This is a genomic window from Bradyrhizobium sp. 25ACV, from assembly GCF_054863005.1.
Genome location: NZ_JAVAYO010000001.1, coordinates 775,400 through 798,880, shown reverse-complemented (window position 1 = coordinate 798,880; position 23,481 = coordinate 775,400). Strand labels below are relative to the sequence as shown.

General features: G+C 64.5%; 27 protein-coding genes. 18 read left to right on the top strand and 9 right to left on the bottom strand.

Annotation, left to right across the window (positions count from 1 at the left end):
- Position 1: 1 nt before the first annotated feature.
- The 11 genes from RAD04_RS03565 to RAD04_RS03515 are packed head-to-tail and all read left to right on the top strand — an operon-like array spanning position 2 to position 8,390.
- Positions 2 to 388, top strand: coding sequence for a VOC family protein (locus RAD04_RS03565; protein ID WP_104464925.1), 387 nt, complete (start codon positions 2 to 4; stop codon positions 386 to 388).
- 12 nt (positions 389 to 400) lie between these two features.
- Complete coding sequence (locus RAD04_RS03560; RefSeq protein ID WP_461622655.1) at positions 401 to 871, top strand: MaoC family dehydratase; 471 nt, start codon at positions 401 to 403, stop codon at positions 869 to 871.
- Complete coding sequence (locus RAD04_RS03555; protein WP_461622654.1) at positions 868 to 2,109, top strand: CaiB/BaiF CoA transferase family protein; 1,242 nt, start codon at positions 868 to 870, stop codon at positions 2,107 to 2,109. Before RAD04_RS03560 ends, RAD04_RS03555 begins: the two co-directional genes overlap by 4 nt.
- 3 nt (positions 2,110 to 2,112) lie before the next feature.
- Entirely contained in the window at positions 2,113 to 2,940 is an 828-nt protein-coding gene (gene aroE, locus RAD04_RS03550; protein WP_461622653.1) for a shikimate dehydrogenase, read from the top strand.
- A gap of 6 nt (positions 2,941 to 2,946) precedes the next feature.
- Positions 2,947 to 3,810 (top strand): shikimate dehydrogenase, encoded by an 864-nt coding sequence (locus RAD04_RS03545; protein ID WP_461622652.1) that lies wholly within the window; start codon positions 2,947 to 2,949, stop codon positions 3,808 to 3,810.
- Positions 3,811 to 3,861: 51 nt separating this feature from the next.
- Positions 3,862 to 4,530 carry an amino acid ABC transporter permease gene (locus RAD04_RS03540; protein WP_461622651.1) on the top strand — a complete coding sequence of 223 codons (669 nt, stop codon included), beginning with the start codon at positions 3,862 to 3,864 and terminating at the stop codon, positions 4,528 to 4,530.
- 9 nt (positions 4,531 to 4,539) lie between these two features.
- Entirely contained in the window at positions 4,540 to 5,196 is a 657-nt protein-coding gene (locus RAD04_RS03535) for an amino acid ABC transporter permease (RefSeq protein WP_461622650.1), read from the top strand.
- Positions 5,197 to 5,252: 56 nt separating this feature from the next.
- A complete protein-coding gene (locus RAD04_RS03530) occupies positions 5,253 to 6,080 on the top strand; it encodes a transporter substrate-binding domain-containing protein (RefSeq protein ID WP_461622649.1) in 828 nt (275 codons plus the stop codon).
- A 59-nt stretch (positions 6,081 to 6,139) separates the two neighbouring features.
- A complete protein-coding gene (locus tag RAD04_RS03525) occupies positions 6,140 to 6,886 on the top strand; it encodes an amino acid ABC transporter ATP-binding protein (RefSeq protein WP_091964650.1) in 747 nt (248 codons plus the stop codon).
- Positions 6,887 to 6,899: 13 nt separating this feature from the next.
- Positions 6,900 to 7,349 (top strand): type II 3-dehydroquinate dehydratase, encoded by a 450-nt coding sequence (gene aroQ / locus RAD04_RS03520; RefSeq protein WP_461622648.1) that lies wholly within the window; start codon positions 6,900 to 6,902, stop codon positions 7,347 to 7,349.
- A 6-nt stretch (positions 7,350 to 7,355) separates the two neighbouring features.
- The gene (locus RAD04_RS03515; protein ID WP_461622647.1) at positions 7,356 to 8,390 is read left to right on the top strand and encodes a Gfo/Idh/MocA family protein; all 1,035 of its coding nucleotides are present in this window, start codon (positions 7,356 to 7,358) and stop codon (positions 8,388 to 8,390) included.
- A gap of 25 nt (positions 8,391 to 8,415) precedes the next feature.
- Here RAD04_RS03515 and RAD04_RS03510 read toward each other — a convergent pair whose 3' ends face one another.
- Entirely contained in the window at positions 8,416 to 8,757 is a 342-nt protein-coding gene (locus tag RAD04_RS03510; RefSeq protein ID WP_461622646.1) for a hypothetical protein, read from the bottom strand.
- A 103-nt stretch (positions 8,758 to 8,860) separates the two neighbouring features.
- Positions 8,861 to 9,316 carry an Hsp20 family protein gene (locus RAD04_RS03505; RefSeq protein WP_461622645.1) on the bottom strand — a complete coding sequence of 152 codons (456 nt, stop codon included), beginning with the start codon at positions 9,314 to 9,316 and terminating at the stop codon, positions 8,861 to 8,863.
- Between the two features lie 323 nt (positions 9,317 to 9,639).
- Between RAD04_RS03505 and RAD04_RS03500 the strand changes: the two genes are divergently transcribed.
- Entirely contained in the window at positions 9,640 to 9,864 is a 225-nt protein-coding gene (locus tag RAD04_RS03500) for a hypothetical protein (RefSeq protein WP_461622644.1), read from the top strand.
- On the top strand, positions 9,861 to 10,040 hold the full coding sequence (locus tag RAD04_RS03495) for a hypothetical protein (RefSeq protein ID WP_028143162.1): 180 nt from the start codon (positions 9,861 to 9,863) through the stop codon (positions 10,038 to 10,040). Before RAD04_RS03500 ends, RAD04_RS03495 begins: the two co-directional genes overlap by 4 nt.
- 32 nt (positions 10,041 to 10,072) lie before the next feature.
- On the opposite strand, the gene RAD04_RS03490 is transcribed toward RAD04_RS03495, so the two are convergent.
- Positions 10,073 to 10,984 carry a LysR substrate-binding domain-containing protein gene (locus tag RAD04_RS03490; RefSeq protein WP_461622643.1) on the bottom strand — a complete coding sequence of 304 codons (912 nt, stop codon included), beginning with the start codon at positions 10,982 to 10,984 and terminating at the stop codon, positions 10,073 to 10,075.
- 113 nt (positions 10,985 to 11,097) lie between these two features.
- On the opposite strand from RAD04_RS03490, the gene RAD04_RS03485 reads away from it, so the two are divergent.
- The 3 genes from RAD04_RS03485 (at position 11,098) to RAD04_RS03475 (ending at position 14,159) form a co-directional block, all read left to right on the top strand.
- Entirely contained in the window at positions 11,098 to 11,730 is a 633-nt protein-coding gene (locus RAD04_RS03485) for a DsbA family protein (protein WP_461622642.1), read from the top strand.
- A 43-nt stretch (positions 11,731 to 11,773) separates the two neighbouring features.
- Positions 11,774 to 12,673, top strand: coding sequence for an MBL fold metallo-hydrolase (locus RAD04_RS03480; RefSeq protein ID WP_461622641.1), 900 nt, complete (start codon positions 11,774 to 11,776; stop codon positions 12,671 to 12,673).
- Positions 12,674 to 12,971: 298 nt separating this feature from the next.
- Positions 12,972 to 14,159, top strand: coding sequence for a CaiB/BaiF CoA transferase family protein (locus tag RAD04_RS03475; protein WP_461622640.1), 1,188 nt, complete (start codon positions 12,972 to 12,974; stop codon positions 14,157 to 14,159).
- On the opposite strand, the gene RAD04_RS03470 is transcribed toward RAD04_RS03475, so the two are convergent.
- On the bottom strand, positions 14,156 to 14,878 hold the full coding sequence (locus tag RAD04_RS03470) for a DUF72 domain-containing protein (RefSeq protein ID WP_183712239.1): 723 nt from the start codon (positions 14,876 to 14,878) through the stop codon (positions 14,156 to 14,158). The two genes, RAD04_RS03475 and RAD04_RS03470, sit on opposite strands and share 4 nt — an antisense overlap.
- A gap of 92 nt (positions 14,879 to 14,970) precedes the next feature.
- Between RAD04_RS03470 and RAD04_RS03465 the strand changes: the two genes are divergently transcribed.
- The gene (locus RAD04_RS03465) at positions 14,971 to 15,186 is read left to right on the top strand and encodes a hypothetical protein (protein ID WP_461622639.1); all 216 of its coding nucleotides are present in this window, start codon (positions 14,971 to 14,973) and stop codon (positions 15,184 to 15,186) included.
- Position 15,187: 1 nt separating this feature from the next.
- Here the strand turns inward: RAD04_RS03465 and RAD04_RS03460 are convergent, their stop codons facing one another.
- From RAD04_RS03460 to RAD04_RS03450, 3 genes are all read right to left on the bottom strand, one after another.
- Positions 15,188 to 16,336 (bottom strand): amidohydrolase, encoded by a 1,149-nt coding sequence (locus tag RAD04_RS03460; RefSeq protein ID WP_461622638.1) that lies wholly within the window; start codon positions 16,334 to 16,336, stop codon positions 15,188 to 15,190.
- A gap of 275 nt (positions 16,337 to 16,611) precedes the next feature.
- Entirely contained in the window at positions 16,612 to 17,700 is a 1,089-nt protein-coding gene (locus RAD04_RS03455; protein WP_461622637.1) for a mandelate racemase/muconate lactonizing enzyme family protein, read from the bottom strand.
- A 172-nt stretch (positions 17,701 to 17,872) separates the two neighbouring features.
- Positions 17,873 to 19,066, bottom strand: a complete 1,194-nt coding sequence (locus tag RAD04_RS03450) for a M20/M25/M40 family metallo-hydrolase (RefSeq protein ID WP_461622636.1) — start codon at positions 19,064 to 19,066, stop codon at positions 17,873 to 17,875.
- Positions 19,067 to 19,305: 239 nt separating this feature from the next.
- Here RAD04_RS03450 and RAD04_RS03445 point away from each other — a divergent pair, with 239 nt between their 5' ends.
- Positions 19,306 to 20,193, top strand: coding sequence for an outer membrane protein (locus RAD04_RS03445; protein ID WP_461622635.1), 888 nt, complete (start codon positions 19,306 to 19,308; stop codon positions 20,191 to 20,193).
- A 54-nt stretch (positions 20,194 to 20,247) separates the two neighbouring features.
- On the opposite strand, the gene RAD04_RS03440 is transcribed toward RAD04_RS03445, so the two are convergent.
- Complete coding sequence (locus RAD04_RS03440) at positions 20,248 to 21,498, bottom strand: MFS transporter (RefSeq protein ID WP_461622634.1); 1,251 nt, start codon at positions 21,496 to 21,498, stop codon at positions 20,248 to 20,250.
- 306 nt (positions 21,499 to 21,804) lie between these two features.
- Positions 21,805 to 23,325, bottom strand: coding sequence for a CYTH and CHAD domain-containing protein (locus RAD04_RS03435; protein WP_461622633.1), 1,521 nt, complete (start codon positions 23,323 to 23,325; stop codon positions 21,805 to 21,807).
- Between the last annotated feature and the right edge of the window lie 156 nt (positions 23,326 to 23,481).

Here is a 23,481-nt window from a genome sequence, read left to right as displayed (position 1 = left end):
GATGTCGCTGCCTCGCGCTTATATCGAGCACGTCGCGATCCGTGTGCCGGACATTGATCGTCACGTCGACTTCTTTCGCGAGGTGCTTGGTCTCGCCATTCGCGACGAGCAACCCGCCGATGGTGCGCGCCCGCGCCAGGTGTGGGTGCTCGGAAGCGTGCAACTCATCGAAGATCCGAATTTTGTCGGACCGGAGGGGCGTCTCGCCCATCTCGGCATCATGGTCGACGACTACGAAGGCGTGCTCGCCCGCGCCGCCGCCTGGGGCGCCAGGGCGTTGCCCGCGGGGCCGAACTGGCTCGAACTGCCGGGCGGGCTCAACGTCGAGATCTTGCAAGCCAGCGCAGGCGCTGTGGAAGCCGCCCTGGCGATCAATCCACGGGCCTAGGGAAAACGCGACATGATCGATGAGCACTACTGGGACGATGCCAAGGTCGGTGACGAATGCGTCACCCCCTCGGTGACCGTCACCGAAGCAATGGTGAATACCTATGCCGAGCTGACGGGTGATTTTACCCCGGTCCATGTCGACGAGGAATACGCCAAGACCACACCATTCGGCACGCGCGTCGCGCACGGGCTGTTTGGTCTGTCGCTGGCCGACGGTTTGAAGACCCGTGCGGACTACCGCTTCCTTCCAGGGATGTCGCTGGGCTGGACGTGGGATTTCAAGCTGCCGATCAAGCTCGGCGACACCGTGCACGTGAAGTTCCGTGTCGGCTCGATGCGCACCACGAAGCGTGATGGGTGGGGCATCGTTGTGCTGCCCTCGGAGCTGATCAATCAGCGCGGCGAAGTCGTGCAGCTAGGCGAGCATCGGTTGATGATTCCGATGCGCCCGAAGAACAACGCCGCAGGAGAGCAGGCATGACCGCGCAAGATCTGCCGCTCCAAGATCTGCCGCTCAGAGGCATTCGCGTCATCGACTACAGCCATTTCCTGGCAGGCCCGTTCATGGGCCGTTGCCTCGCCGCGATGGGCGCGGAAGTCATCAAGGTGGAGCGCCCTAGGGAAGGCGATGCGGGACGCGCCCACGGATATTTCAAGGACGGGCAATCCGGCTACTTCCTGCAGCAGAACATGGGAAAGCAGGGGCTTTGCATCGACCTGCGCGACAAGCGCGGTCTCGACATGATGATGAAGCTCGTCGACACGGCCGATGTCTTCATCGAGAACTACCGCCCCGGCGCACTCGAGCGCCTCGGGCTCGGTTACAAGGCGCTGTCGGCCCGGAATCCCAGACTGATCTACTGCTCGGTCTCCGCCTACGGACACACCGGTCCCTATGCCGACCGTCCGGGCTTCGGTCTGATCGCGGAGGCGATGTCGGGTGCACTGGCGCAACTGGGCACTCCCGGTGAAGCTCCGCCGTTGCTGCGGATGCCGCTGGCAGACATGTATACCGGCATCCACGGCGTAGCAGCCATCAATGGGGCGCTGGTCGGCCGCGTATCGTCCGGCCGCGGCCAACACATCGATCTGGCGCTGTACGACTGCATGGTCTCGATGCACGATTATGCGGTTCAGCGTTACTTCCTCTCCGACGGCGCCGATATGCCGAAGCAGACCGGCAGCGGACAGCCGGACTCGACCGTCTACGGCGTCTTTCCGGCCAAGGACGGTAATCTCGTCATCGCCGCCCAGGTCGATGATGCCTGGCGGCGATTGGCGACGCTGATCGGCGGGAGCGCGTTGGCATCCGACCAACGCTTCGCCAAGCCTGCTGCGCGCAACGCCCATTACGCCGAGGCCATGGAGATTGTGCGCAACTGGACTCTGTCACAGCCGTCTCGAAATGCCTGTCTGGCGGCACTCGAGCAAGCAGGTGTGCCGTCCGCTCCCGTGCAGACCATCGAAGAGGTCGTGAAGGATCCGCAGATCCACGCGCGTGGCATGCTGGTCGAGCAGGAGCATCCCGTGCTCGGCAAGGTGACGTTGCCGAACCTGCCTTTCCGCTTCTCCGACTGCGACACCACGGTGCGCACTCCGGCGCCGCTGCTCGGCCAGGACAATCGCCGCATTGCAGAGTCGCTGGGATTGTCGGCCGAAACCGTCGACGCGATGGTGCGCGACGGCGTGCTGTACAACGAAGTCGCAGTGCAGGAGTGAGCGATGAGCGATCGTTATGCGGTGATTGGCAATCCGATCGGCTTCAGCAAATCACCCCTCATTCACAGTACTTTCGCCAAGATGACGGGACAGGACCTCGTCTATGAGGCGATCGAGGGCCCCCTCAATGGCTTCAACGGACGCGTTGATCAATTCCGGACAGAGGGTGCCAAGGGGTTGAACATCACCGCCCCGTTCAAGCTCGATGCCTTCGAGTACGCAAACGAGCTTTCGGAGAGCGCCGAGCGAGCTGGCGCCGCAAACTGCCTGAAGTTCGTCGGCGATCGGATCATTGCCGAGAATTTCGACGGAATCGGCCTCGTCCGTGACATCACCGTCAATCTCGGCGTCAAGATGGCGGGCCGGCGCGTCCTGATGCTCGGCGCTGGAGGCGCGGCGCGTGGCGCGTTGCTGCCGTTCCTGCGCGAAGAGCCGTCCGAGTTGGTTCTCGTCAACCGAACGCTGTCGAAAGCTGTGGCTTTGGCCGAAGAGTTTGCCGGCTGTGGTCCCCTGATCGTCAGCGGCTATGCTGAACTGGCCGATCTTGCCGAAGGCTACGACGTCGTCGTCAACGCGACCTCGGCCAGCCTGCGAGGTGAGATGCCGCCACTTCCGGGCAACGTCTTCCGCGGTGCGGAGCTGGCGTACGAACTTGCCTACGGCAAGGGGCTCACGCCCTTTCTGCACGTGGCCCGCGCCGAAGGCGTCGCCAAGCTCGCCGACGGCGTCGGCATGCTGGTGGAGCAGGCGGCAGAAGCTTTTGCCTGGTGGCGCGGCGTTCGACCTAGCACGGCTCAGGTCATCGCCGAGCTGACCCTTCCATTGCGCTGACGGACTATGCCGAGCATTCAACCCAAACCCAGCTTCCTCGTCGGCCTGATCGGCAGCGGCATTGCTGCGTCCCGCACGCCGCCCATGCACGAAGCGGCCGCTGACGCCGCTGGCATCCGCTATCTCTACAAGAAGATCGATCTGTCCGAGTTGAAGCTCGGTGCGGAGGCATTGCCGGAATTGCTCATGGCCGCGAGGCGGATGGGCTTTGACGGGCTGAATGTGACCCATCCCTGCAAGCAGGCGATTATTCCACTCCTGGACGAGCTCTCGACTGACGCGGAGGCGCTTGGCGCCGTGAACGCCGTGGTCGTCAGGAATGGCCGGATGACCGGCCACAACACCGACTGGTTCGGTTTCGCCGAGAACTTTCGCCGCAACATGCAAGGCGCATCACTCGGTCGGGTCGTCCAGTTCGGCGCGGGCGGCGCAGGCGCGGCAGTCGCTTTTGCGCTGATGAAACTCGGCGTGCAGGAGTTGATCATTGTCGACTTGGACCTGGCCAAGGCGCAGAGCGTGGTGGACGGATTGTCCTCCCGATTTGCAGAAGGACGCTTAAAGGCCGGCCAGGATGTTGCAACGGCCGTGGCGGCCGCAGACGGAATCGTCAACGCAACGCCGATCGGCATGGAGAAGTATCCGGGCACGCCGCTGCCGACGGCCTTGCTGCGTCCCGATCTATGGGTCGCCGAGATCGTCTATTTCCCGCTGGAAACCGCACTGCTGCGCGAGGCGCGCGCCCTCGGTTGCCGCACCGTCGACGGTGGTGGCATGGCGATCTTCCAGGGCACCGAAGCATTCCGCCTGTTCACGGGTATTTCACCCGATCCAGACGTCTTCTTCTCAACTTTCGCATCCCTGGGAGGGTGACACCCGGCCGATGGGCGAGCGGCACGCACAACGCCCGAGAGGAAACGCAAGATGGGCTATACGCTCGATTTCTCGGTGGTTTGGCATGCCATGCCCGCGCTGCTGTGGGGGTGCGTGGGCACGCTGGGGCTGGCGCTTGCCGGCATGACACTGGCGATGATCATCGGCGTCGCCGGCGTCGCGGCACGCGATTCGAAGATGGCCTGGTTGCGTGCCATCGTGATCGGCTTCGTCGAGATCGTGCGCAATACGCCTTTCCTGGTGCAGATCTTCTTTCTGTTCTTTGCACTGCCGCTCATCGGATTGAAGCTCAATCCGACCGCCACCGCCATCATCGCACTCGGCGTGAATGGAGGCGCGTACGCCATCGAGATCATCCGGGGCGGTGTGCAGTCTGTTCACCAAGGACAGGTTGAGGCCGGCTACGCGCTCGGATTGCACAAAGGACAGGTGTTCCGCTTCATTGTACTCAAGCCCGCGCTTCGCGCGATCTACCCGTCGCTCACGGGGCAGTTCATCATGCTGACGCTGACTTCGTCGATCTGTTCGGCGGTATCGGCCTACGAATTGACGTCGGTTGCGCAGCGGATCGAGAGCGACACGTTCCGCAGTTTCGAAGTCTATTTCTCCGTCACCTTCCTCTATCTCGCGATCTCCTGGCTGCTGATGCTGGGCTTTGCGGTCATCTCTCACCGTTTCTTCTCCTATCCGACACGCTGAGGAGGGATCATGACACCGCATTTTGGCCTTCCGGAGTTCGGCTTCCTGCTACGTGGTCTGCAATGGACCGTGCTGCTTACGCTGGTCGCATTCGCAGGCGGCTGCACGGCGGGGCTCGCCGTCGCATTGCTACGCACCTGTGGTCACAAGGGCGTGGAATGGATCACCAGCGTCTACATCGGGATATTCCAGGGCACTCCGCTGCTGCTGCAGCTTTTCGTCGTGTATTACGGATTGGCGCTGACCGGGCTGAAGCTCGACGCCTTCGCCGCGGTGGCGATCGGCTTCACCGTGAATGCCTCCGCCTTCCTCGGCGAGATCTGGCGCGGCGCGATACAGGCCGTACCGCGCGGTCAAACTGAGGCCGCAATGGCGCTCGGCCTGCATTATTCCTCCCGCATGCGCGACATCGTGCTGCCGCAGGCGATCCGCATCTCGCTGCCGGCGACCATCGGCTATCTCGTGCAGCTGATCAAGGGCACCTCGCTTGCCGCCATTGTCGGCTTCATCGAACTCGCCCGCGCCGGTCAAATCGTATCGAACCAGACCTACCAGCCGTTGCTCGTCTTCGGCGTGGTTGGCGCGATGTATTTCATCCTCTGCTGGCCACTCTCATGGTGGGGCAGCCGGATGGAGGCCAGGCTCGCCCTGGCCAATCAAAGGTAGGAACGGCGCACCTACCCAATCAAATACAGTCATCACCAGGAGGAGGAGAACACCAAATGCTATTTTCGATCACTCGCCACCAGCTCGGCATCGCGCTACTCGCACTGGCAGCTGTCGCCACCGCGGGCAAATTGCAGGCCGCTACGTTGGAAGACGTGAAGAAGAAGGGTGTCGTCGTCATCGGCATTCAGGGCGATAATGCGCCTTGGGGCTTTGTCGACAGCTCGGGAAAGCAGGAGGGCATCGACGCTGACATGGGGCGTGCCTTCGCTGAATTCCTTGGCGTGAAGGCCGAGTTCTCGCCTCTGGCCGTGGCCAATCGTATCCCGGCACTGACCACGGGCCGTGTGGACATCCTGTTCGCGACCATGGCTATGCTGCCGGAGCGTGCGAAGGCGGTGCAGTATTCCAAGCCGTATGTCGCCAATGAGATTACGCTCGTCGCGGCCCAGGCAACGCCGATCAACAGCAATGCCGATATGGGCAAATATGTCATCGGTGTCCCGCGCTCCTCGACGCAAGATACGCAGGTCACCAACAACGCGCCGTCCGGGACCGAAATCCGCAGATTCGACGATGACGCGGCCACGATACAGGCACTGCTCTCTGGCCAGGTCCAGGCCGTCGGTGCGAACTTGTTTTACCCGCAGCGTCTGAATGCCGCGAAACCGGAACTCGGGTTCGAACCGAAGCTTCATTTCTCCGCTCTATACAACGGCGCATGTACGCGCCTGGGAGACAAGGAGTGGAACGAGACGGTCAACAAGTTCATCGACCAGATCAAATCGAACGGCAAGCTGGCCGCCTTCTACGCCAAATGGATGAAGGTGCCGGTCCCGGTTTTCCCCGACTCGGTCCCCGGCGTCCCTTTCACCGTTCAGTAGTCCCTGCGAGCGGTCGACGCGCGATCCGCGTTGGCCGCCGCCCGACAGCGGAGGCAAGCATGCAGGACCAGAACCTGATCGAAATGAAGGGCGTGCAGAAGTGGTACGGCGGGTACCAAGCTCTCCGCGATGTCGATCTCACCGTGCGCAAGGGCGAGAAGATCGTGCTCTGCGGTCCGTCCGGTTCGGGCAAGTCGACGCTGATCCGCTGTATCAACCGCCTGGAGGCGATCCAGCAGGGCAGTATTGTGGTGAACGGTCATCGGCTGGACGACAGCATCAAGGCGATCGATGTCGTACGTCAGGACGTCGGCATGGTTTTTCAGAGCTTCAACCTTTTTCCGCATATGACGGTGTTGCAGAACTGCATGCTCGCCCCCATTCGCGCGCGCCGCATCGGCAAGGCCGAGGCAGAGGCGACCGCGCGAAAATATCTGGAGCGGGTACGCATCGGTGACCAGGCCGAGAAATATCCGGCTCAGCTTTCGGGCGGCCAGCAGCAACGTGTCGCGATCGCGCGTGCGCTCTGTATGCAGCCCAAGGTGATGCTGTTTGACGAGCCGACCTCGGCTCTCGATCCTGAAATGGTCAAGGAGGTGCTCGATACGATGATTGGCCTCGCCAACGACGGCATGACCATGATTTGCGTCACCCACGAGATGGGCTTTGCCCGCCAGGTTGCCGATCGTGTCATCTTCATGGCCGAAGGGCACATCATCGAGGAAGGCGCGCCCGACGCTTTCTTCCGCAATCCACAGCACGCCCGCACCAGGCAGTTCCTCGGCGAGATCCTTGCCCATCACTGAACGGAGTTCTTCCATGAGTCGTCTTGTCTACGTCCTCAACGGGCCAAATCTCAATTTGCTTGGCAAGCGCCAGCCTCACATCTACGGTCACGAGACGCTTGCGGACGTGGAGCGGGATTGCCGGGCGCTGGCCGGGGAGCTTGCACTGGAGATGCGCTTTTACCAATCGAACAGGGAATACGAGCTGATCGACTGGATCCACGAGGCGCGCGAGACGGCCGCCGGTATCGTGATGAATCCGGCGGCCTTCACCCATACGTCGGTCGCCATCCTGGATGCTTTGAACACGTTCGAGGGCACAGTGATCGAGGTGCACATTTCGAACGTGCACAAACGCGAGGAATTACGCCACCACTCGTTTGTGTCCAAACGAGCTGATGGGGTCATCGCAGGCTTCGGTACTCAGGGCTATCTGCTCGGCTTGCGTCGTGTGGCCAAGCTGCTCGATGAGAAGAAGGGGTAGTCTCGCATGAGTGCACCCGTCCGCCTGTCAGTGATGGGAGCGGGTCTCATCGGCAAGCGACACATCGAACACATTCTCGCGCGGCCGGAGGCGGTGCTGTCGTCGATCGTCGATCCGACGCCGGCGGCCCGAGAGTTGGCGGTTTCGCTGAAGGTGGACTGGTTTCCATCCTTGCAGGACATGCTGTCCGAGAACCGGCCAGAGGGAGTGGTTGTCGCCACCCCCAATCGGATGCACGTGGCCAACGGCATGGATTGTATCGCTGCGGGCCTCCCGGCTCTCATCGAGAAGCCGCTAGCGGATGACGTCGTCGCTGCACAGGTCCTGGTCGAAGCCTCCGAGCGGGCGGGGGTGCCGCTGCTCACCGGCCATCATCGCCGCCACAATCCGATGATCCAACGCGCCAAGGCGGAGATCGAGAGCGGTCGCCTTGGCCAGATCGTGTCGGTCCATGGCATGTTCTGGCTGATCAAGCCGGACGAATATTTCGATATGGCGTGGCGCCGCGAAAAAGGGGCGGGGCCTGTTTTTCTGAATCTCATTCACGATGTTGACCTGCTGCGGTACCTGTGTGGGGATATCGCGGCTGTACAAGCTGCCCAATCCAATCGACTGCGTGGAAATGCGGTCGAAGAGACAGCGGTGATGATCCTGCACTTCGTCTGCGGCGCGCTGGGAACGGTCAACGTCTCGGATACCATCCAGTCGCCCTGGAGCTGGGAATTCACCGCCGGTGAGAACCCGGCGTACAGTCATGCGCAGGAGACGTGCTATCACATCGGCGGCACGAGGGCATCGCTGGCTATTCCGCAACTCGATCTATGGCATCATCCGAGCAAGGCCAGCTGGTGGGCGCCGATCGAGCGCGAGCGGCTGAGCTACGAGAAGGAAGATCCGCTCGGCCTGCAGATCGCCAATTTCTGTGGGGTTATCCGCGGCACGGCCAAGCCTGTGGTGAGCGGGCGCGAGGGGCTGAAGACCCTCAGAGTGATCGACGCGGTCAAACGTGCAGCGGAAACCGGAGATCTCGTGTCGGTTTGATACTGGAAAGCCAAGCCGGCCTTGTTCAGATCCTTTGGCTGGTCCTCGATGACGGCGTTGCGGCGGCCCAGGGCCGCCGCAGCCGCATCGGGACGCCGCCGCCGGGCGGCGGGTCGTCGTCGTCATCGAGCTGGCGCAGCGCGGCGAGGATGTCCGCGAGCCGGATCGGCCGATCCATGCCGGGAATCTCGCGCAGCGCCGGATGGGATTCGACGGCGTACATGTCCGAGGCCCACGACGACAATATGATCCGCTTCTCCGCCGTCGAGAGCTTGCCGTCGTCGAGGACGGCGCTAGGCGAAGCATAATGCGCAGCGGGATGGAACAGCGCACCGAGCCCGCCGGAGGTCGCATTGGCATTGGTCATCTCTCGTCTCCCTCTACACTCCTTTCGAAGGGATGTTCGATCGGCGGATGGCGATCCGGTCGCCATCCGCCATGGTCGTCGTAGTCAAACGCGTTCGACTGGCCTAAGCCGCCTTCTTCTGCTCGATCTGCTGTGACGCAGCACCCGTGATCTGGATTCGGCGCGGCTTCATGGCTTCCGGAATCTCGCGCAGCAGATCGATGACCAGGAGACCGTCCTGGAAAGCGGCCTGCTTGACCTGAACGTAGTCGGCGAGATTGAACACGCGGCGGAACGGACGCGCGGCGATACCCTGATAGAGATATTCGCGTGTGGCGCTGTCCGGCTTCCGGCCCTCGATGGTGAGCGCGTTCTGTTCGGCGGTCACGCTGATGTCGTTGACGCCAAAGCCCGCCACGGCCAGCGTGATCCGGTATTGGTCTTCGCCGGAGCGCTCGATGTTGTAGGGCGGATAATTGTCCTCGCCCGCCTGGCGCAGCGTGCTGTCGACGAGGTCGGCCAGATGGTCGAAGCCGATGGTGGAGCGCCACAGCGGCGCGAAGTCAAAGGTGGTCCTCATACCAAGTCCTCCAAAGAGCAAGATGGATACGAAGGAGCGCCAGTCAGGAATCGGGAAGATCCGAAGACCCGGCCCGGCGCCCGCGCCGGACCCGATCGGGCATCCGGCACACCGCTCTCGCGGCGAAAAACGACTTAGAGCGCCGCAAGGCCCTTGCAAGAGGGACGCGCAAAATTTTTTCGGTGGCCCCCGGGCGGCGTCCGGGAAGCGGCGAGAAGGGTCTTGACAGGAAAACAGGTCTGAATATTTTTTGCGCCGGAAGATGCTTCTTCCGACACCGCTAATTCGAAAAGGACCGTGAAAGACCGTCAGGAGTGACGACGATGCTCGATCAGGATTTCGCCCGTATCCGCGCGCACCGCAACAACCTCTCTCGTTATCGACGTTTGCTCAAGACTGAGCTGTCGGACATTGAGCGCCAGTTTATCGAACGACGCCTCGCCGAGGAGCAGACCGCGCTCGAGGCTCTCGCCGCCAATGCCTTCCCGGCCGCATTCACCGTTCCGAACTCGCCATCGCCGATTGCCACGACCGGAGCGGAACGATGAGTGACGTCCGCAACCTCCTCATCAGCGGCAGCGAGAAAGTAATCGGGCACTATCGCGTGTTGCTGGCCGGTGCCAGAAGCGAGAGCGAACGCGAGCTCTACCGCGCCCGGATCGAGCGCGAGCAGCGCCTGCTTGACGCCCTGCGGGGCGGCCTGCCGGATCGATCGGCGGCGTGAACAGGCGCGCATGTGTCATTCCGGAAATTTTTTCATTCCGGAAATTTGCTGGCGAGCGTGCGGCCTTCCTGCACCAGCATGGCCACGAACGCCGTGATCTTCGGCGGCCGGAACCGGGCTGCGGGGTACACGGCATGGATGCCGCCGGTCGGCAAGCTCCAGGACGGCAGGACATGGACCAGCCGACGGGATTTCAAATGCTCCGCGGCCAAATAGTCGGGCAACACGCAGAGCCCGCCGCCGGCGAGGGCTGCGCCCAGCACCGCAGGCGTCGTGTTGATCGAGATCGACTGCCGCATGCGGATCGTGCGGCTGTCGATATCGCGTCTGGTGAAGCGCCAGACCAGCGGCTCGTCGAGCGCGCCGTTGGCGATGAACGGCAGAGCCGCAAGCGCGTCGGGCGTCTTGCTCCGGAACGCCGCGGCCACGTCCGGCGCGGCCACCAGCAATTGCCGAAACGATCCGATCCGCCTGGCCTGCTGACTTGAATCGTTCAGCCAGCCGACCCGGATCGACAGGTCGATCTGGTTGGCGAGGAGGTCCGTTCGCGTGTCCGACAGGATCAGCTCGACACTGCAAGCGGGATATTTGCGCGCAAACTTCGCCGCCAGCGGCGCGATCATCGTTGCGCCATAGTCGTTCGGCGCGGCGATCCGCAGCATGCCCATCGGCTCGGCGTTGGTCTGGGCGAGTTCGTCCACGGCATCTTCCGCCGTGCGCAGAATCATGACGCAACGGGCATGCAGCAACCGGCCGGCTTCGGTCGGCTCGACCCTCCTGGTGGTCCGCAGCAGCAAGGCCGTTTTCAATTCCGCTTCGAGCCGTGCGACCTGCTGGCTGACGACGGTCTTGGTGATGCCGAGGCGCTCGGCAGCGCGTGTGAACGAGCCGGCATCGACCACGGCTGCGAAATAAGCGAGGCGGTTGAGGTTGATCGCTTCCACGCGGTTGTCGCCATTGTTAGCTAATAACAAACAATATGTACCATTATCTGATATTTATCAAATAATGATCGGCCGCTAGGTTTCTCTGCATCGAACATTGGCGGCCCGACATCATGCAAATCACCTATCTCTTCGACCCTCTCTGCGGCTGGTGCTACGGCGCCTCGCCGGTGCTGGAGCAGCTTGCCGCGCACGGCGATGTGACGCTGGTGCTGGCACCGACCGGCCTGTTTGCGGGCCCTGCGGCGCGGACCATGGACCAGCATTTTGCCGCCTATGCCTGGCAGAACGACCAGCGCATCGCGCGGTTGACCGGCCAGCCGTTCAGTGAGGCCTATCGCACTGGCATTCTCGGCAATACCGGCAGTCTGTTCGACTCGGCGGCGGCGACCCTTGGCGTCGTCGCCGTGGGTCTCACTGACCCCATCCGTGAGCTCGAGGCGCTCAAGCTCTTGCAGCGCGCCCGCTATGTCGATGGCCGCGACAATTCCAGCCTTCAAATCGTCGCCGACGTGCTCGAGGGCGCGCAACTGACCGATGCGGCACGGCGCGTGCGGGCGCCTGACGAGGCATTGATCGCGGCTTACCAGACGCGGATCGCGGCCGCGCGCGCCGACATGACGCGATTTGGGGCCGGTGGCGTGCCGGCCTTGGTGGTCGGCGAGGGCGTCGGGCGGAGGCTGCTCGACGGCAGCATGCTGTTCGGGCGGTTCGATCTGCTGGCCGCACAACTCCGTGCCGCCTGATCACCCAAACCGATTTTCCCTGCAGAGTTCGATGGAGAGAGCCATGTTGTCGAGGAGACAGATCATGAAGACCAGCCTTGCCGCGGGTGCTGCCGCATTATTCGCAGCCGCCGACGTCGGTCATGCCGCGGAGGCCAAGCTGAGCTGGAAACATTTTCCCGCAGGCCCCAACGGATTTTTCCGTGCGCCCGTCCTGCTTTCCGGTCCGACCGAGGCGGTGCTGATCGACGGCGGCTTCTCCTATCCGGACGGACGCGCGCTCGTCGAGGCGATCAAGGCGAGCGGCAAGAAGCTCACCACCATCTATATCAGCCAATCCGATCCGGACTATTATTTCAGCCTGAAGCCGGTGCGGGAGGCTTTCCCGAATGCCAAGGTGCTGGCGGCGTCCGCGACGCTCGCGGCCATCAAGGCGAATGTGGAGAAGAAGCTCGCCGTCTGGGGACCGCAGCTCAAGGAGAACGGTCCGCAGACGCTTGCCGATGTCGTGCTGCCGGAAGCTTTCGACGAGGCTTCTCTTGGTGTTGACGGCGAGGCGATCGAAATCGTCAACGCCGAAGGTCTCGCCAACCGCCGCTATGTCTTCGTTCCGTCCCTGAATGCCGTGTTCGGTGGCGTGATGATCTTCTCCGGGGTGCATGTCTGGACCGCCGATACCCCGACCAGGGAGCAGCGCGCAGCCTGGATCGCCAACCTCGACAAGATCGCGGCTCGCAAGCCGTCCCTCGTCGTGCCCGGTCACATGGCAGCGGGCGTCGCCGTCGATCTTTCCGCTGTCGAGCATACCAGGACATATCTGCTCGCATTCGACGAAGAGCTGGCGAAGGCCGCTGACAGCGCTGCGCTGAAGGCGGCCATGGAAGCGCGCTTCCCGAATCTCGGCATGGGCGTCGCGCTCGATATCGGCTCCAAGGTCGCCAAGGGCGAGATGAAGTGGGGCTGAAGGGAAGAAGCTACGCCAACGCCGCCGACAATTTGCGCATCGACCCGGTCGAGCACCGCCACTTCTTCGGCGGTTAGCGCCCCAAGCAGCTTCGTCTCCCGCGCCAGCGCGTAGGGCACGATCTTGCGATAAAGCGCGCGACCGGCTGGGGTCAGCGAGACGATCAGCTCGCGCCGATCGTCTGGTTGCGGGCCCGCGGGCCCGGCGGCAAAGGCCCATGCGCCCTGCGATCTTGCCGTGGCAGCCAGTCCCTGTAATCTGGCGAAAACACCAGGCAAACGGCGCAGGGAAGGAATCGATGGGAGGAGTTCTGGAGGGCGTGCGCGTGCTCGATTTCGGGCGCTATATCGCAGGGCCCTATTGCGCGACATTGCTGGCCGAATTCGGCGCCGAGGTCATTCGCGTGGAGAAACGCGAGGGCAGCGAGGATCGGTTCGTCGCGCCGGTCGGCGAAGGCGGCGAGGGCGCGTTGTTCCTCCAGGTCAACCGCAACAAGAAGTGCATCACGCTCGATCCGATGAAGCCGGAAGGGCAGGAGGTGATGCGCCGCCTGGTTGCGACCGCGGACGTCGTCGTCGCCAACCTGCCGCCGCAAACCCTGCGCGCGATGAAGCTCGACTACGAGTCCTTGAAGGCGATCAAGCCCGACATCATCCTGACGACCGCAACCGCGTTCGGCGGGCCGGGCCCCTGGTCCGACCGGGTCGGCTTCGACGGCGTCGGGCAGGTGATGTCGGGATCGGTCTACATGACGGGCACCGGCGAGCCGCCGTACCGCGCCGCGGTGAACTGGGTCGATTTCGGCACCGCGCTGCACTGCGCGTTCGGCACGCTCGCCGCGCTGATCGAGCGCGGCAAATCAGGGCGCGGGCAGGTCGTCGAAGGCGCGCTGCTCGCAACCGCGCTGTCCTTCACCAACGCGACGCTGATCGAGCAGGCTGTCATCAACGTCAATCGCGTGCCGACGGGCAATCTCGGCCAGACCGCAGCGCCCGCCGACATCTACCGCACCCGGGACGGCTGGGTGCTGTGCCAGGTCACGGGACATCCGCTGTTCAAGCGCTGGGCGAGGCTGATGGGCGAGGAGGAGGTGTGGCTGAACGATCCTCGCTTTGCCGATGACATCAGCCGCGGCAACAACGGCGCCATCATCAGCGAGCGGATGGCGCGCTGGTGCGCCGGGCGCACCACGCAGGAAGCCGTCGATGCGCTGGGCCAGGCCATGATCCCGACCGGGCCGGTCCTCTCACCGCAACAGGCGCTGGATCATCCGCACATCCGCGCCGCCGGCTTCATGCAGGACGTCGATTATCCCGGCCTGCCGAGGCCCGCCCCGGTGACGCGTGCCGCCGTCAGGTTGTCGGAAACGCCGGGCGAGATCGCGAGCCGCCCGCCGACGCTCGGTGAGCACACCGATCACGTCCTCGCTGAACTCGGCTATGACGAGGCTGCGATCGCGGCGCTTCGGCAAAGCCGTGTCATCTAGAGCAGCTGCTTCAACGCCTTGGCGTCCGCGGGTGCCGCGCTCTTCTGGTCGTTGTCGAAATAGACATAGACGTCGCAGCCTTGCCGCTTCCACGACTTGATGCGCTTCGCCCATTGCGCCAGCGCCGCCCTGGTATAGTGCCCGTGATAGCGCCCGCCCGGGCCGTGCCCGCGGACATAGACGAAATCCGCCGTGCGCTTCCATGGCGCGGGTGCATCGTGATGGTCGGATAGGCACAGCGAGATGTTCTCGTCCGCCAGCATTTTGAGGATGCGCGGCTGATACCAGCTCGGATGCCGGAATTCGAAGCTGTAACGCCGTTTCCGCGACAACAGCTTGAAGAAGGAGGCGAGGCGGTCCGCATCCGCCTGGAATTGCGGCGGCAGCTGGAACAGGATCGGGCCGGCCTTGCCGCCAAGCCGTGAGATGCGGTCCTCCAGCAGCTCGAGGCTGTTGACGGAGCGCTCCGACAGGCGCTTCCAGTGCGTGATGAATTTTGATGCCTTCCAGGCGAACACGAAATCGCGGCCGGTCTGCTCGCGCCAGCCTTTCACCGCTTCAGGCGTCGGCGTGCGGTAGAACACGCCGTTCAGCTCCGTGGTGTCGAACTGTCCGGCGTAATAGCTAAGCTGCTGCTTCAGCGTCACGCCTTCAGGAAAGAACGGGCCGCGCCAGGAGTCGTAATGCCAGCCCGAAGTTCCGACCAGAACGCGCGCCATTGTTTCCGTGCCCTCCGTTGCCTTTGCCGGAGAGGAACGTCCAGGCAGCCGATACGTTGCTGGTGAACCCGCCAACGCAAGGACCGGAACCGATGTACGCGCTGTTCGAAGGCAACAAGCAGATCGGCGATCCCTTTCCGACCGAGAAGGAGGTGTGGGAAGCCGCCTTGATCGAAGGCCTCGTGACCGACGTTCCGGTCGCAGACGAGGAGGGCGGCCGGCTTCTCCCTGCCGGATATCACGTGGCGCCCGTCGAGGAGAACTTCGCGCCGCGGTCGGATTGGAAGCTGCCGCGCGAGATTTCGTGAACTAGTTCGACGCCAGCGCCGCCTTGGCGACTTCCGCCATCCAGCTCGACGCCACCGGCAGAATCGCGTCGTTGAAATCGTAGCGCGGGCCGTGCAGCTCGGCGCCGTCGCGCAGTTCGCCATTGCCGATCCAGACGAAGGCGCCCGGCCGCTGCTGGAGATAGTGGGCAAAATCCTCGCCGGCCATGCTGGGCGCGAGGTCGCGCCGCACCTCGGCCTGCACCTTCTCGGCGGCGATGCGCGCAAGGGCGGCCTCATCAGGCGTGTTGACCACGACGCCGACACCCCAGACGATTTCGGGCGTCACCTTGATGCCAAAGCTGGTCGCGATCCCGGCGCAGGTCCGTTCGATGCCGTCGAGGATGACGTGCTTGACTGCCTCGCGATGGTACCGCAGCGTGCCGCGAATGGTCACGCGACCGGCGATCTGGTTCGGCGCGGTGCCGCCCTCGATGGTGCAGAGCGACAGCACGGCGGTGTCGAGCGGATCGACGCTGCGCGAGGCGATCGATTGCAGCGCCACGATCAGATGGCCCGCCGCCATCACCGGATCGCGCGTCAGATGCGGCATGCCGGCGTGGCCTGCATGGCCCTCGATGGTGATGGTGATGCGTCCGCCGGAGGCCATGACGACGCCGTCATGCACGGCGATGGTGCCGGCGGCAAGGCCCGGCCAATTGTGAAAGCCAAACACCCGTTCCATCGGAAAGCGGTCGAACAGTCCGGCCGCGACCATCGCGCGCGAGCCGCCAAAGCCTTCCTCGGCCGGCTGGAAGATGAAATCGACCGTGCCGCTCCAGCTGCTGTCAGCGGCGAGCAGCGCAGCGGCGCCGAGCAGCGAGGCGGTGTGTCCGTCATGGCCGCAGGCATGCATCACGCCTGATGTCCTGGAGGCGTAGGCAAGCCCGGTATCTTCGGTGATCGGCAGCGCATCCATGTCAGCGCGCAAGCCGACGCGGCTGCGTGCGTGCCCGCGCGTCAAGGTCGCGACGATGCCGTGGCCGCCAATGCCCGCCTCGAAGGGAATCCCGAGCTCGGTGAGCTTGTCCTGCACGAAGGCGGCGGTCTCCTTCTCCTGGAGCGACAGCTCCGGGTGCGCGTGAAGGTGCCGGCGCCACGCGGTCAGTTTCTGGTGCAGCTCGGGGGTCAAGGCGGGGGGATCTTTCGCAAAGTGTTGGTTGCCGCCACCATAGCGGATTATCCGCGCCCCGCATCAAGCGCCTTGGAATGCCTCGCGTGCAGCAACGCGCTTCGTCGGCGTGAGATCAGGTTCGACGGTGCCGCGGGAAAAGATGCGCCCCCTCTCCCGCTTGCGGGGGGAGGGTCGGGGTGGGGGTGCCTCCGCGGTGGGATTCCCAACGAGGAGAAAGTCCTCACCCGCGCCCTTCGGCGCGACCTCTCCCAGGAGAGGTTAGGACACCGAGTCTAAGGCACCAGCTTCGCCAGCCCCGCCCAGTCGAAGCTGATGCCGTGCCCGGGTCGGTCCGGAGCCAGCGCCTTGCCCTCCTGCAGCACCAGCGGGTGCGCGATATATTTGTCGAGCCCGAAGCCGTGCGCCTCCAGATAGGATCGGTTCGGGCAGGCCGCGAGCAGGTGCACGGTAATGTCGTGCGCGCCGTGGCTGGTGACGGGCAGGTTGAAGGCCTCTGCCAGCCGCGCGATCTTCATGAAGGCGGAAACGCCGCCGCAATTGGTGACGTCAGGCTCGGGATAGGACACCGCGCCACTGGCGATGTAGCTCTTGAACTCCCACAGCGAGCGCAAATTCTCGCCCGCCGCGATCGGAACGCCGCCTGCTTGCAAGATGCGCGCGTGGCCGGCGACGTCGTCGGGGATGATCGGCTCCTCGAGCCAGGTGAGGTCGTAGGGAACGAAGGCCCGGGCGGCGCGGATCGCCTCTTCGACCGTCCATTTCATGTTGGCGTCCACCATCAGCGGAAAACCGTCGCCGAGGTGCTGTCGCATTGCGGAGACCTTCGCGACGTCGGATTTGAGATCGGGCCGGCCGACCTTCATCTTGATGGCGCGAAAGCCCTTGGCGAGATTGCCGTCGGTCTGCTTGAGCAGCGCCTCCACGGAGAGATCGAGGTCAATGCCGCCGGCATAGCACGGCACGCGCGCATCGAATCCGCCGAGCAATTGGTACAGCGGCAGCTTGGCGCGCCGCGCCTTCAAATCCCACAGCGCGATGTCGAGCGCCGAGAGCGCCAGCACCACGGGCCCGCCACGGCCGCCATAATGCAGCGCCCACCAGACGTGATGCCAGATCGCCTCGGTATCGTCGGCCTCGCGTCCTTCGATCAGTGCCGGGATCTCGCGCTTGAGGATGTCGGCGACGGCGCCGCCGTTACGGCCCACGGTGTAGGTGTAGCCGACGCCCTCGGCGCCGTCGGCATCGCGGATGCGGCAGGTGATCAGCTCGAACGCCGCGATCTCGCCATGCGTGGAGTCGGAGAGCGTGACGGGGAGGGGGATCCGGTAGAGCCCGGTCTCGATATTTGCGATGTGCGGCATGTGGCCTCCCTTTTTGTTTTTGTTTCGTAGGGTGGGTTAGCCGAGCAGATGCGCAAAGCGCATGTGCTCGGCGTAACCCACCACTTCTGTCGGCGCGGAAAGTAAAGAGGTGGGTTACGCCAGCGGACTGCGCTTCGCGCAGCCGCTAGCTAACCCACCCTCCGCCCTTGCCTCACCGCATCGTCGCAAGCTGCACGGCCAGCGCGCAGGCGCGGTCGTATTCGTCGAGATTGATCCATTCGTCGATCGTGTGCGCCTCGTTCTGGCCGGCGCCAAAGGTCACGGTCGGAATGCCGTGGCGGACCATCCAGTTGGCATCCAGGCCGCCATTGGCGGTGCGGACGTTCGGCGTGCCGCCGACCGCGGAAACAGCCTCGACCGCGCGCTTGATGACGGGCTGGCTGTCCTTCATGCGGAACGGATAATAGTCGGTCTCGGCCTTGAACTTGACTTTGCCGGATTTGCCCTGCGCATTCGTCACCTTCTTGGCCGCCTTCTCGAACGCGGCCTTGTAGGCTTTGGTGATCTCCTTGAAGAACTTTCCGTCATGGCTGCGGCTTTCGCCACGGACATGCACGTAGTCGGTGACGACATTGGTGGCGTCGCCTGCGGGGCGGCCCTCGCCGCCGGTGACGGGACCGACATTGCTGGTGCCTTGCCGCTTGCCCTTCACCACTTTGCCGAACCAGCCGCCGGCCTTCACCTCGGCAAGCGCGAGCGCCATGATCATGGTCGAGGAGATGCCGCGCTCGGGCGCGACGCCGGCGTGCGAGGCGCGCCCCATGATCTCGACGGTCCAGCGGTCGGCGCCGACGGCACCGATGATGACGTTGGAGGCCGAGCCGCCGTCATAATTGAAGGCCATCACGGGCGAGCCGAGCTCGTCCAGCTTGACATGGCGCGCGCCATAGAGCCCGCTCTCCTCGCGCACGCAGAACAACAGCGTGATCGGGGGATGGTCGAGCTTGTGCTTCTCGAGCTCGGCCGCCAGCGTCACCAGCACGCCACAGCCGCAGCGATTGTCGCCGCCGAGCGCGGTCTTGGCGGAGTTGACGATTTTGCGGCCCGATTTCTTCGGCTTGGCCCCGGCACACAGCGGCACGGTGTCCATGTGGGTCATGAACATGATGCGCGGCTGGTTGTGCAGCGCGCCGCGGCCGGGCAGGTCGACGATCAGGTTGCCGGTCTCGGTCGGCACGGGAATGCGGGTGTTGGCATCGTCGAGCCGGATCGCCTTCGCCGCCACGCCGCTCTCCTTCAATGCGGCGGTGATCTCTCGCCCGATCGCCGCCTCCTGTCCGGTCACGCCCTCGACGGCGAGGAAGCGCATGAGGCGGTCGGTGGCGGCTTTAGTGTCGACAGGCATGAGTTCATTCCCTTGATGCGCGATGCTTGCTAGCATCCCTTGCAGCACGCCGTTGTGCAAGGCGGCCTCGACGCATGAAGGACGGAGCTGCGTTGCCATGCGCGCATGGTCCCGCAGGCGGCGTCGCGTCGCGCGAACACAATGTGTCCGGATGTTGCTGTCAGGTGACAGCGTCGGCTGCGATTCGCTTCTAACTTAAGGGTGTTTCTTGGCGCCGCGGCACGCCGACACTTGCCGAAATGTTGGGGACGACGATGCGGATCGCGGCCGTTGCGGGTAGTGCCTTATTGTTCGGTGTCGTGGCGGCAAATGCCGCGGATATGGCAGTCAAGGCGAGACCCGTGCCGGTCGCTGCGCAGATCTTCAGCTGGACCGGCTTCTATGTCGGCGCCAATGTCGGCGGCGCCTGGACTCCCGGCAGCGGTGACAGCGATTTCGGACCGCTGTTTCCCGCTTTCGGCGTGCCGCCCCCGGTCGCACCCGTGCTGACGATTGTTCCCGAACAGAGGGGCACCATTCCCGGTGACGGCCGCCACAGCGGTGTCATCGGCGGCGGCCAGATCGGATACAATTGGCAGGTCCAGCAGTTCGTGCTCGGCGTGGAAGCCGACGTGGTCGGCACCGGCTTGAACGGCAGCAGCGGCAGCGCGTCGCGTACCTTCGGCGCTCCGACATTTGCGCCGCCGGTGACGCAGACGGTGACGGTCGATTTCGGTCACATCGACTGGATGGCCACCTTCCGCGGCCGCGCCGGCGTCACGGTGGACCGGGCGCTGTTCTACGTCACCGGCGGCGCCGCCGTTGCGGAGATCGGCGGTTCCAGGACCACCGTCGTCAACGGCCCGGGTATCGGCATTCCGGCGGGAACGTTCACGGCAACGAACGGCTCGACCACGCGCTGGGGCTGGACCGTCGGCGGAGGCATCGAGTGGGCGTTCACCCCGAACTGGAGCCTGGCCGGCGAATATCGCTACACCGACTTCGGCCGCCGCAGCGTCGCCTTCACCGTTCCCGATGGGTTCGGCGGCGTTTTCGCGACGGGGACGTCAAGCTCGCGGCTGACCGTCGAGCAAGCGGCCCTCAGGGTCAATTATCGCTTCGGCGGGCCGGTCGTCGCCAGGTACTGAGCTCGGCCGCGGGAGCGCTCTGAGAGCGTGGAAGGATGGGGTTGAGCGAAGCGCTCAGCCCGTCCCGCGTAGCGGCAGCGTATAGGCCAGGAAGACCAGCACGCCGATTGCCAGCATCGCTGCCATGAACAGCAGCACCGCCGGCAATCCCGCGAGCGCCGCCACCGCGCCGGTCACCGACTGCACCAGCGCCGCGCCGAGGAAGAAGGCGAGGTTCACGGCCGCCAGCGCCTTGCCCGTAGTCTGCGCGTCGACCAGCTGCCGCGACATCCCGAACAGCAGCGGCTGGGCGGAGGTCGCAAGGCCGATCAGCACAAACAGAACGAGGTCGTATTGCGGCGGCATCACGGGCACGCCGAACAAAACGGACACGGGGTAATGTGGCGCCCCGAGCGCCATCAGCGCCAGCAACAGCGCCCCGGCCATATGCGAGCCTGCCACCAGCGCGCGGCGCCGGCCGAGCCTGCGATCGATCATGCCGATGCACAGGGGCCCTGCGATCATCGCCAGGGTGAACGCGCCGAGCTGATTGCCGGCCTCGACCCGCGACAAGCCCTTGACGTCCATCAGCCACGGTCCGCCCCACAGGCCGCGCAGCACCAGCGAGGTTGCCAGCGACACCAGCGCGAGCGCAATCAGCCCGCGTAAGGGACGTGAGAGGCCGAGCCTGAGCACCTCGATCATCTGTGACAACGGCGAGGAATCGTCCTTGTGCTCGGCCGGCTGCTGCGGCACCAGCGCGAACACGGCGAGCGCGACTGCAACGCCGCCAGCCGCGGACATCCAGAACCCGGCGCGCCAGCCGTAAACGTCGACCACGAAGGCGAGCGGGCTCGACGACAGCAGCATGCCGATATTGCCGATCGAGAGGATCGCGCCCGACCACAGCCCGAAGCGGCCCGCCGACAATTGCTTGGCCGCCAGCGTCATCGGGCACATCAGCATGCCGGACGTGGCAACGCCCAGCATGAACTGCCCGACCGCAAAGCTCGCAGCCCCCGTGGCAAAGCCCGACGCCACCGCGCCGAGTACGGTCCCCGCGAGCAGGCTCAGCGACACCGGCCGCACGCCAAACCGGTCCATCGCCGCCCCGACCGGGATCTGCGCTGCGGCAAAGGCGAAAGGATAGATCGAGGTGAGGCTGGCGAGGGCTTGCGGCTCGATGTGGAAATCCGCGGCCATGAGGTCGAGGCTGACGGCGGGAATAGTGCGCAACAAGGTCGAGAGCATATGGCCGCAGGCGAGCGCGAGAAGTGCAAAGATCAGCGTGCGGGTGGCGGTGCCCGCGTCGTCGGTGGTGGCCATGGGCGTCCCGTCCCGGAAGGTTTGGATGGGCGTACATGATGACGAGGCGGGCGCCAATGGCGGCAGCGCGACCCCCTCATTCCGGATTGTGGCGTCTCGGGATCAGCGCGCGGAAAGACGAGATACAGGCAGCCGGCGGTTCGTCGTCGGCTACCTCAGGGCCCGCGCGAGCACGACGTTGCTGATCGTCGCCGTTCGCGGGCCCCTTTTTGCTGACGGTTCGCATCGTCAGTGATGGGCAAGATGGAGCCGAACTGATTTCGCCAGTTGCCGACCCAAGCGATGTCAGTTGCCATGCCGGCCCTCCTACGCTCGCGCGCTCGGCATCGCGCGCAGCCGGCGCAACCTGCTCAGCTGCTTCGTTGCGTCCTTCATCAGGCCGTCAGCGGCCTCGCGTTCCTGGCCGACGACGACGCCCGATGCGAAGGCCTGGGCGCGGCGGTGCGCAGGCGGCGCCGTCAGCGCCGCCTCCGTTGCCAGCTCGCGGTGCGCCATGAAGTCGTTCAGCGATCCGAGCGCGGATTGAATCTGCTTCAGGCGGTCGGACAGGGCTGCAAGCTCCTTGCGGTCGCGATCAGCGTAGAGGCTTTCGAAGAAATCGACGGCGTAGCGGATCTTCTTGATCTTTATCCGCAGCTTGTGGCGCCGCATCGGATCCAGATCGTGCAGGCGCTTGCCCTCCTTTCGCGCCTTCCTGATGCGCCGGTCGAGCAACTCCGCGGCGTAAGCGGCGATCGAACGGTCATCATCGCCGTGGGGCCGTCCGCCTCCGATCCACTCGATCACGTCGATCAGCAGGCGGCGGTAAGGCGCCGACATGACCGCATCGCGTGCCCGCTCGAATGCCGCCACCCGTTGCCGGGAGAACCTCTTGCGGATCGCGCGGGCGCCGCGTCGCGGCACGTCCCGTTCGGTGATCGGCCGGATGCTCTCGTTCAGGAATACGTCGATTTCACGCGCCGGCGCCAGCTCGCTCGTGAGCCATTTCAGCTCGGCCTTGATCCGCGCGGTGCTCGTCCGCGGAAGGATATCAGCGAACAGCGAGATGGCCGCACGCAGACGCCGCAGGCCGACCCGCATCTGATGAATCCCTTCGGCGTCCATCTCACGCACCGGATCGGCATTCGCGGTGACCTGACGCAACGTCGAATGCGCGATGACGCGGAACGCCTCGCGCGGTGAGAGTCCGTCATCCAGCGCGATCGGCTCGGCGTGCTGTGCGCCGCCGCCACTGCCCGCGACGAGCAGGTAGCCGCGCTCGGATTTCGAACGCAGATCGAGCTCCGCCCCGGTTTTGCGTTCGAGATCGCGGGCAAGGCGGAACAGGTCCGCGACATGCCCGGACTTCAGCTCCAGCTCCAACTCGGCGACGGGCCGCGACCGGTGGCCGGCGCTGATGCGGCCACGGTCGACCGCTAGTTCGATCTGGCTCTTCCGGACGCGTCGCGCCTGAGCCAGGCGATGAATGTCGGTCTGGAAGACCGGCTTCAGCTTGCGAGGAAGCTTTCGCGTCGCAAGATCCCGGAGCGGCGTGTGTCCCGTCTTGTTCAGGTCGGGACGTGCACCGGAAACCTCGTGCTCCCATTCGCCCCGCTTCACGCCACCCGTGCTGCCGGCTTTCACGGTCTGCACGTAGCGCCCCTCGATCTTGCGGACGCGCAGCGTCAGGCCATGGCGCCTGAGCTTGTGCTTGGTCGTATCGTAGTAGGTCGACACGAGCGACTGCTCGGACTGGTCGCCGCGCCGCCCACTCAAACCGCCCGTCCGCAACACTGGCGACAATTTTTGCGGCGCAACGCGGAATTTAAGTTCCGTTTCGGAGGCCATGGCGAATTCTTCCGTTTGCTGAATTCAAAGTGGTGCTGGCTCGGGAAGTTCCGGGCCCGCCAGCTTTTCAACCCGCACGCTGCTGCGGGAGCCGCAAAGGCACGGAAACGTTACACGATTGAAAGGCAACGCCATGAACTGAAGCGGCGCCCTGGG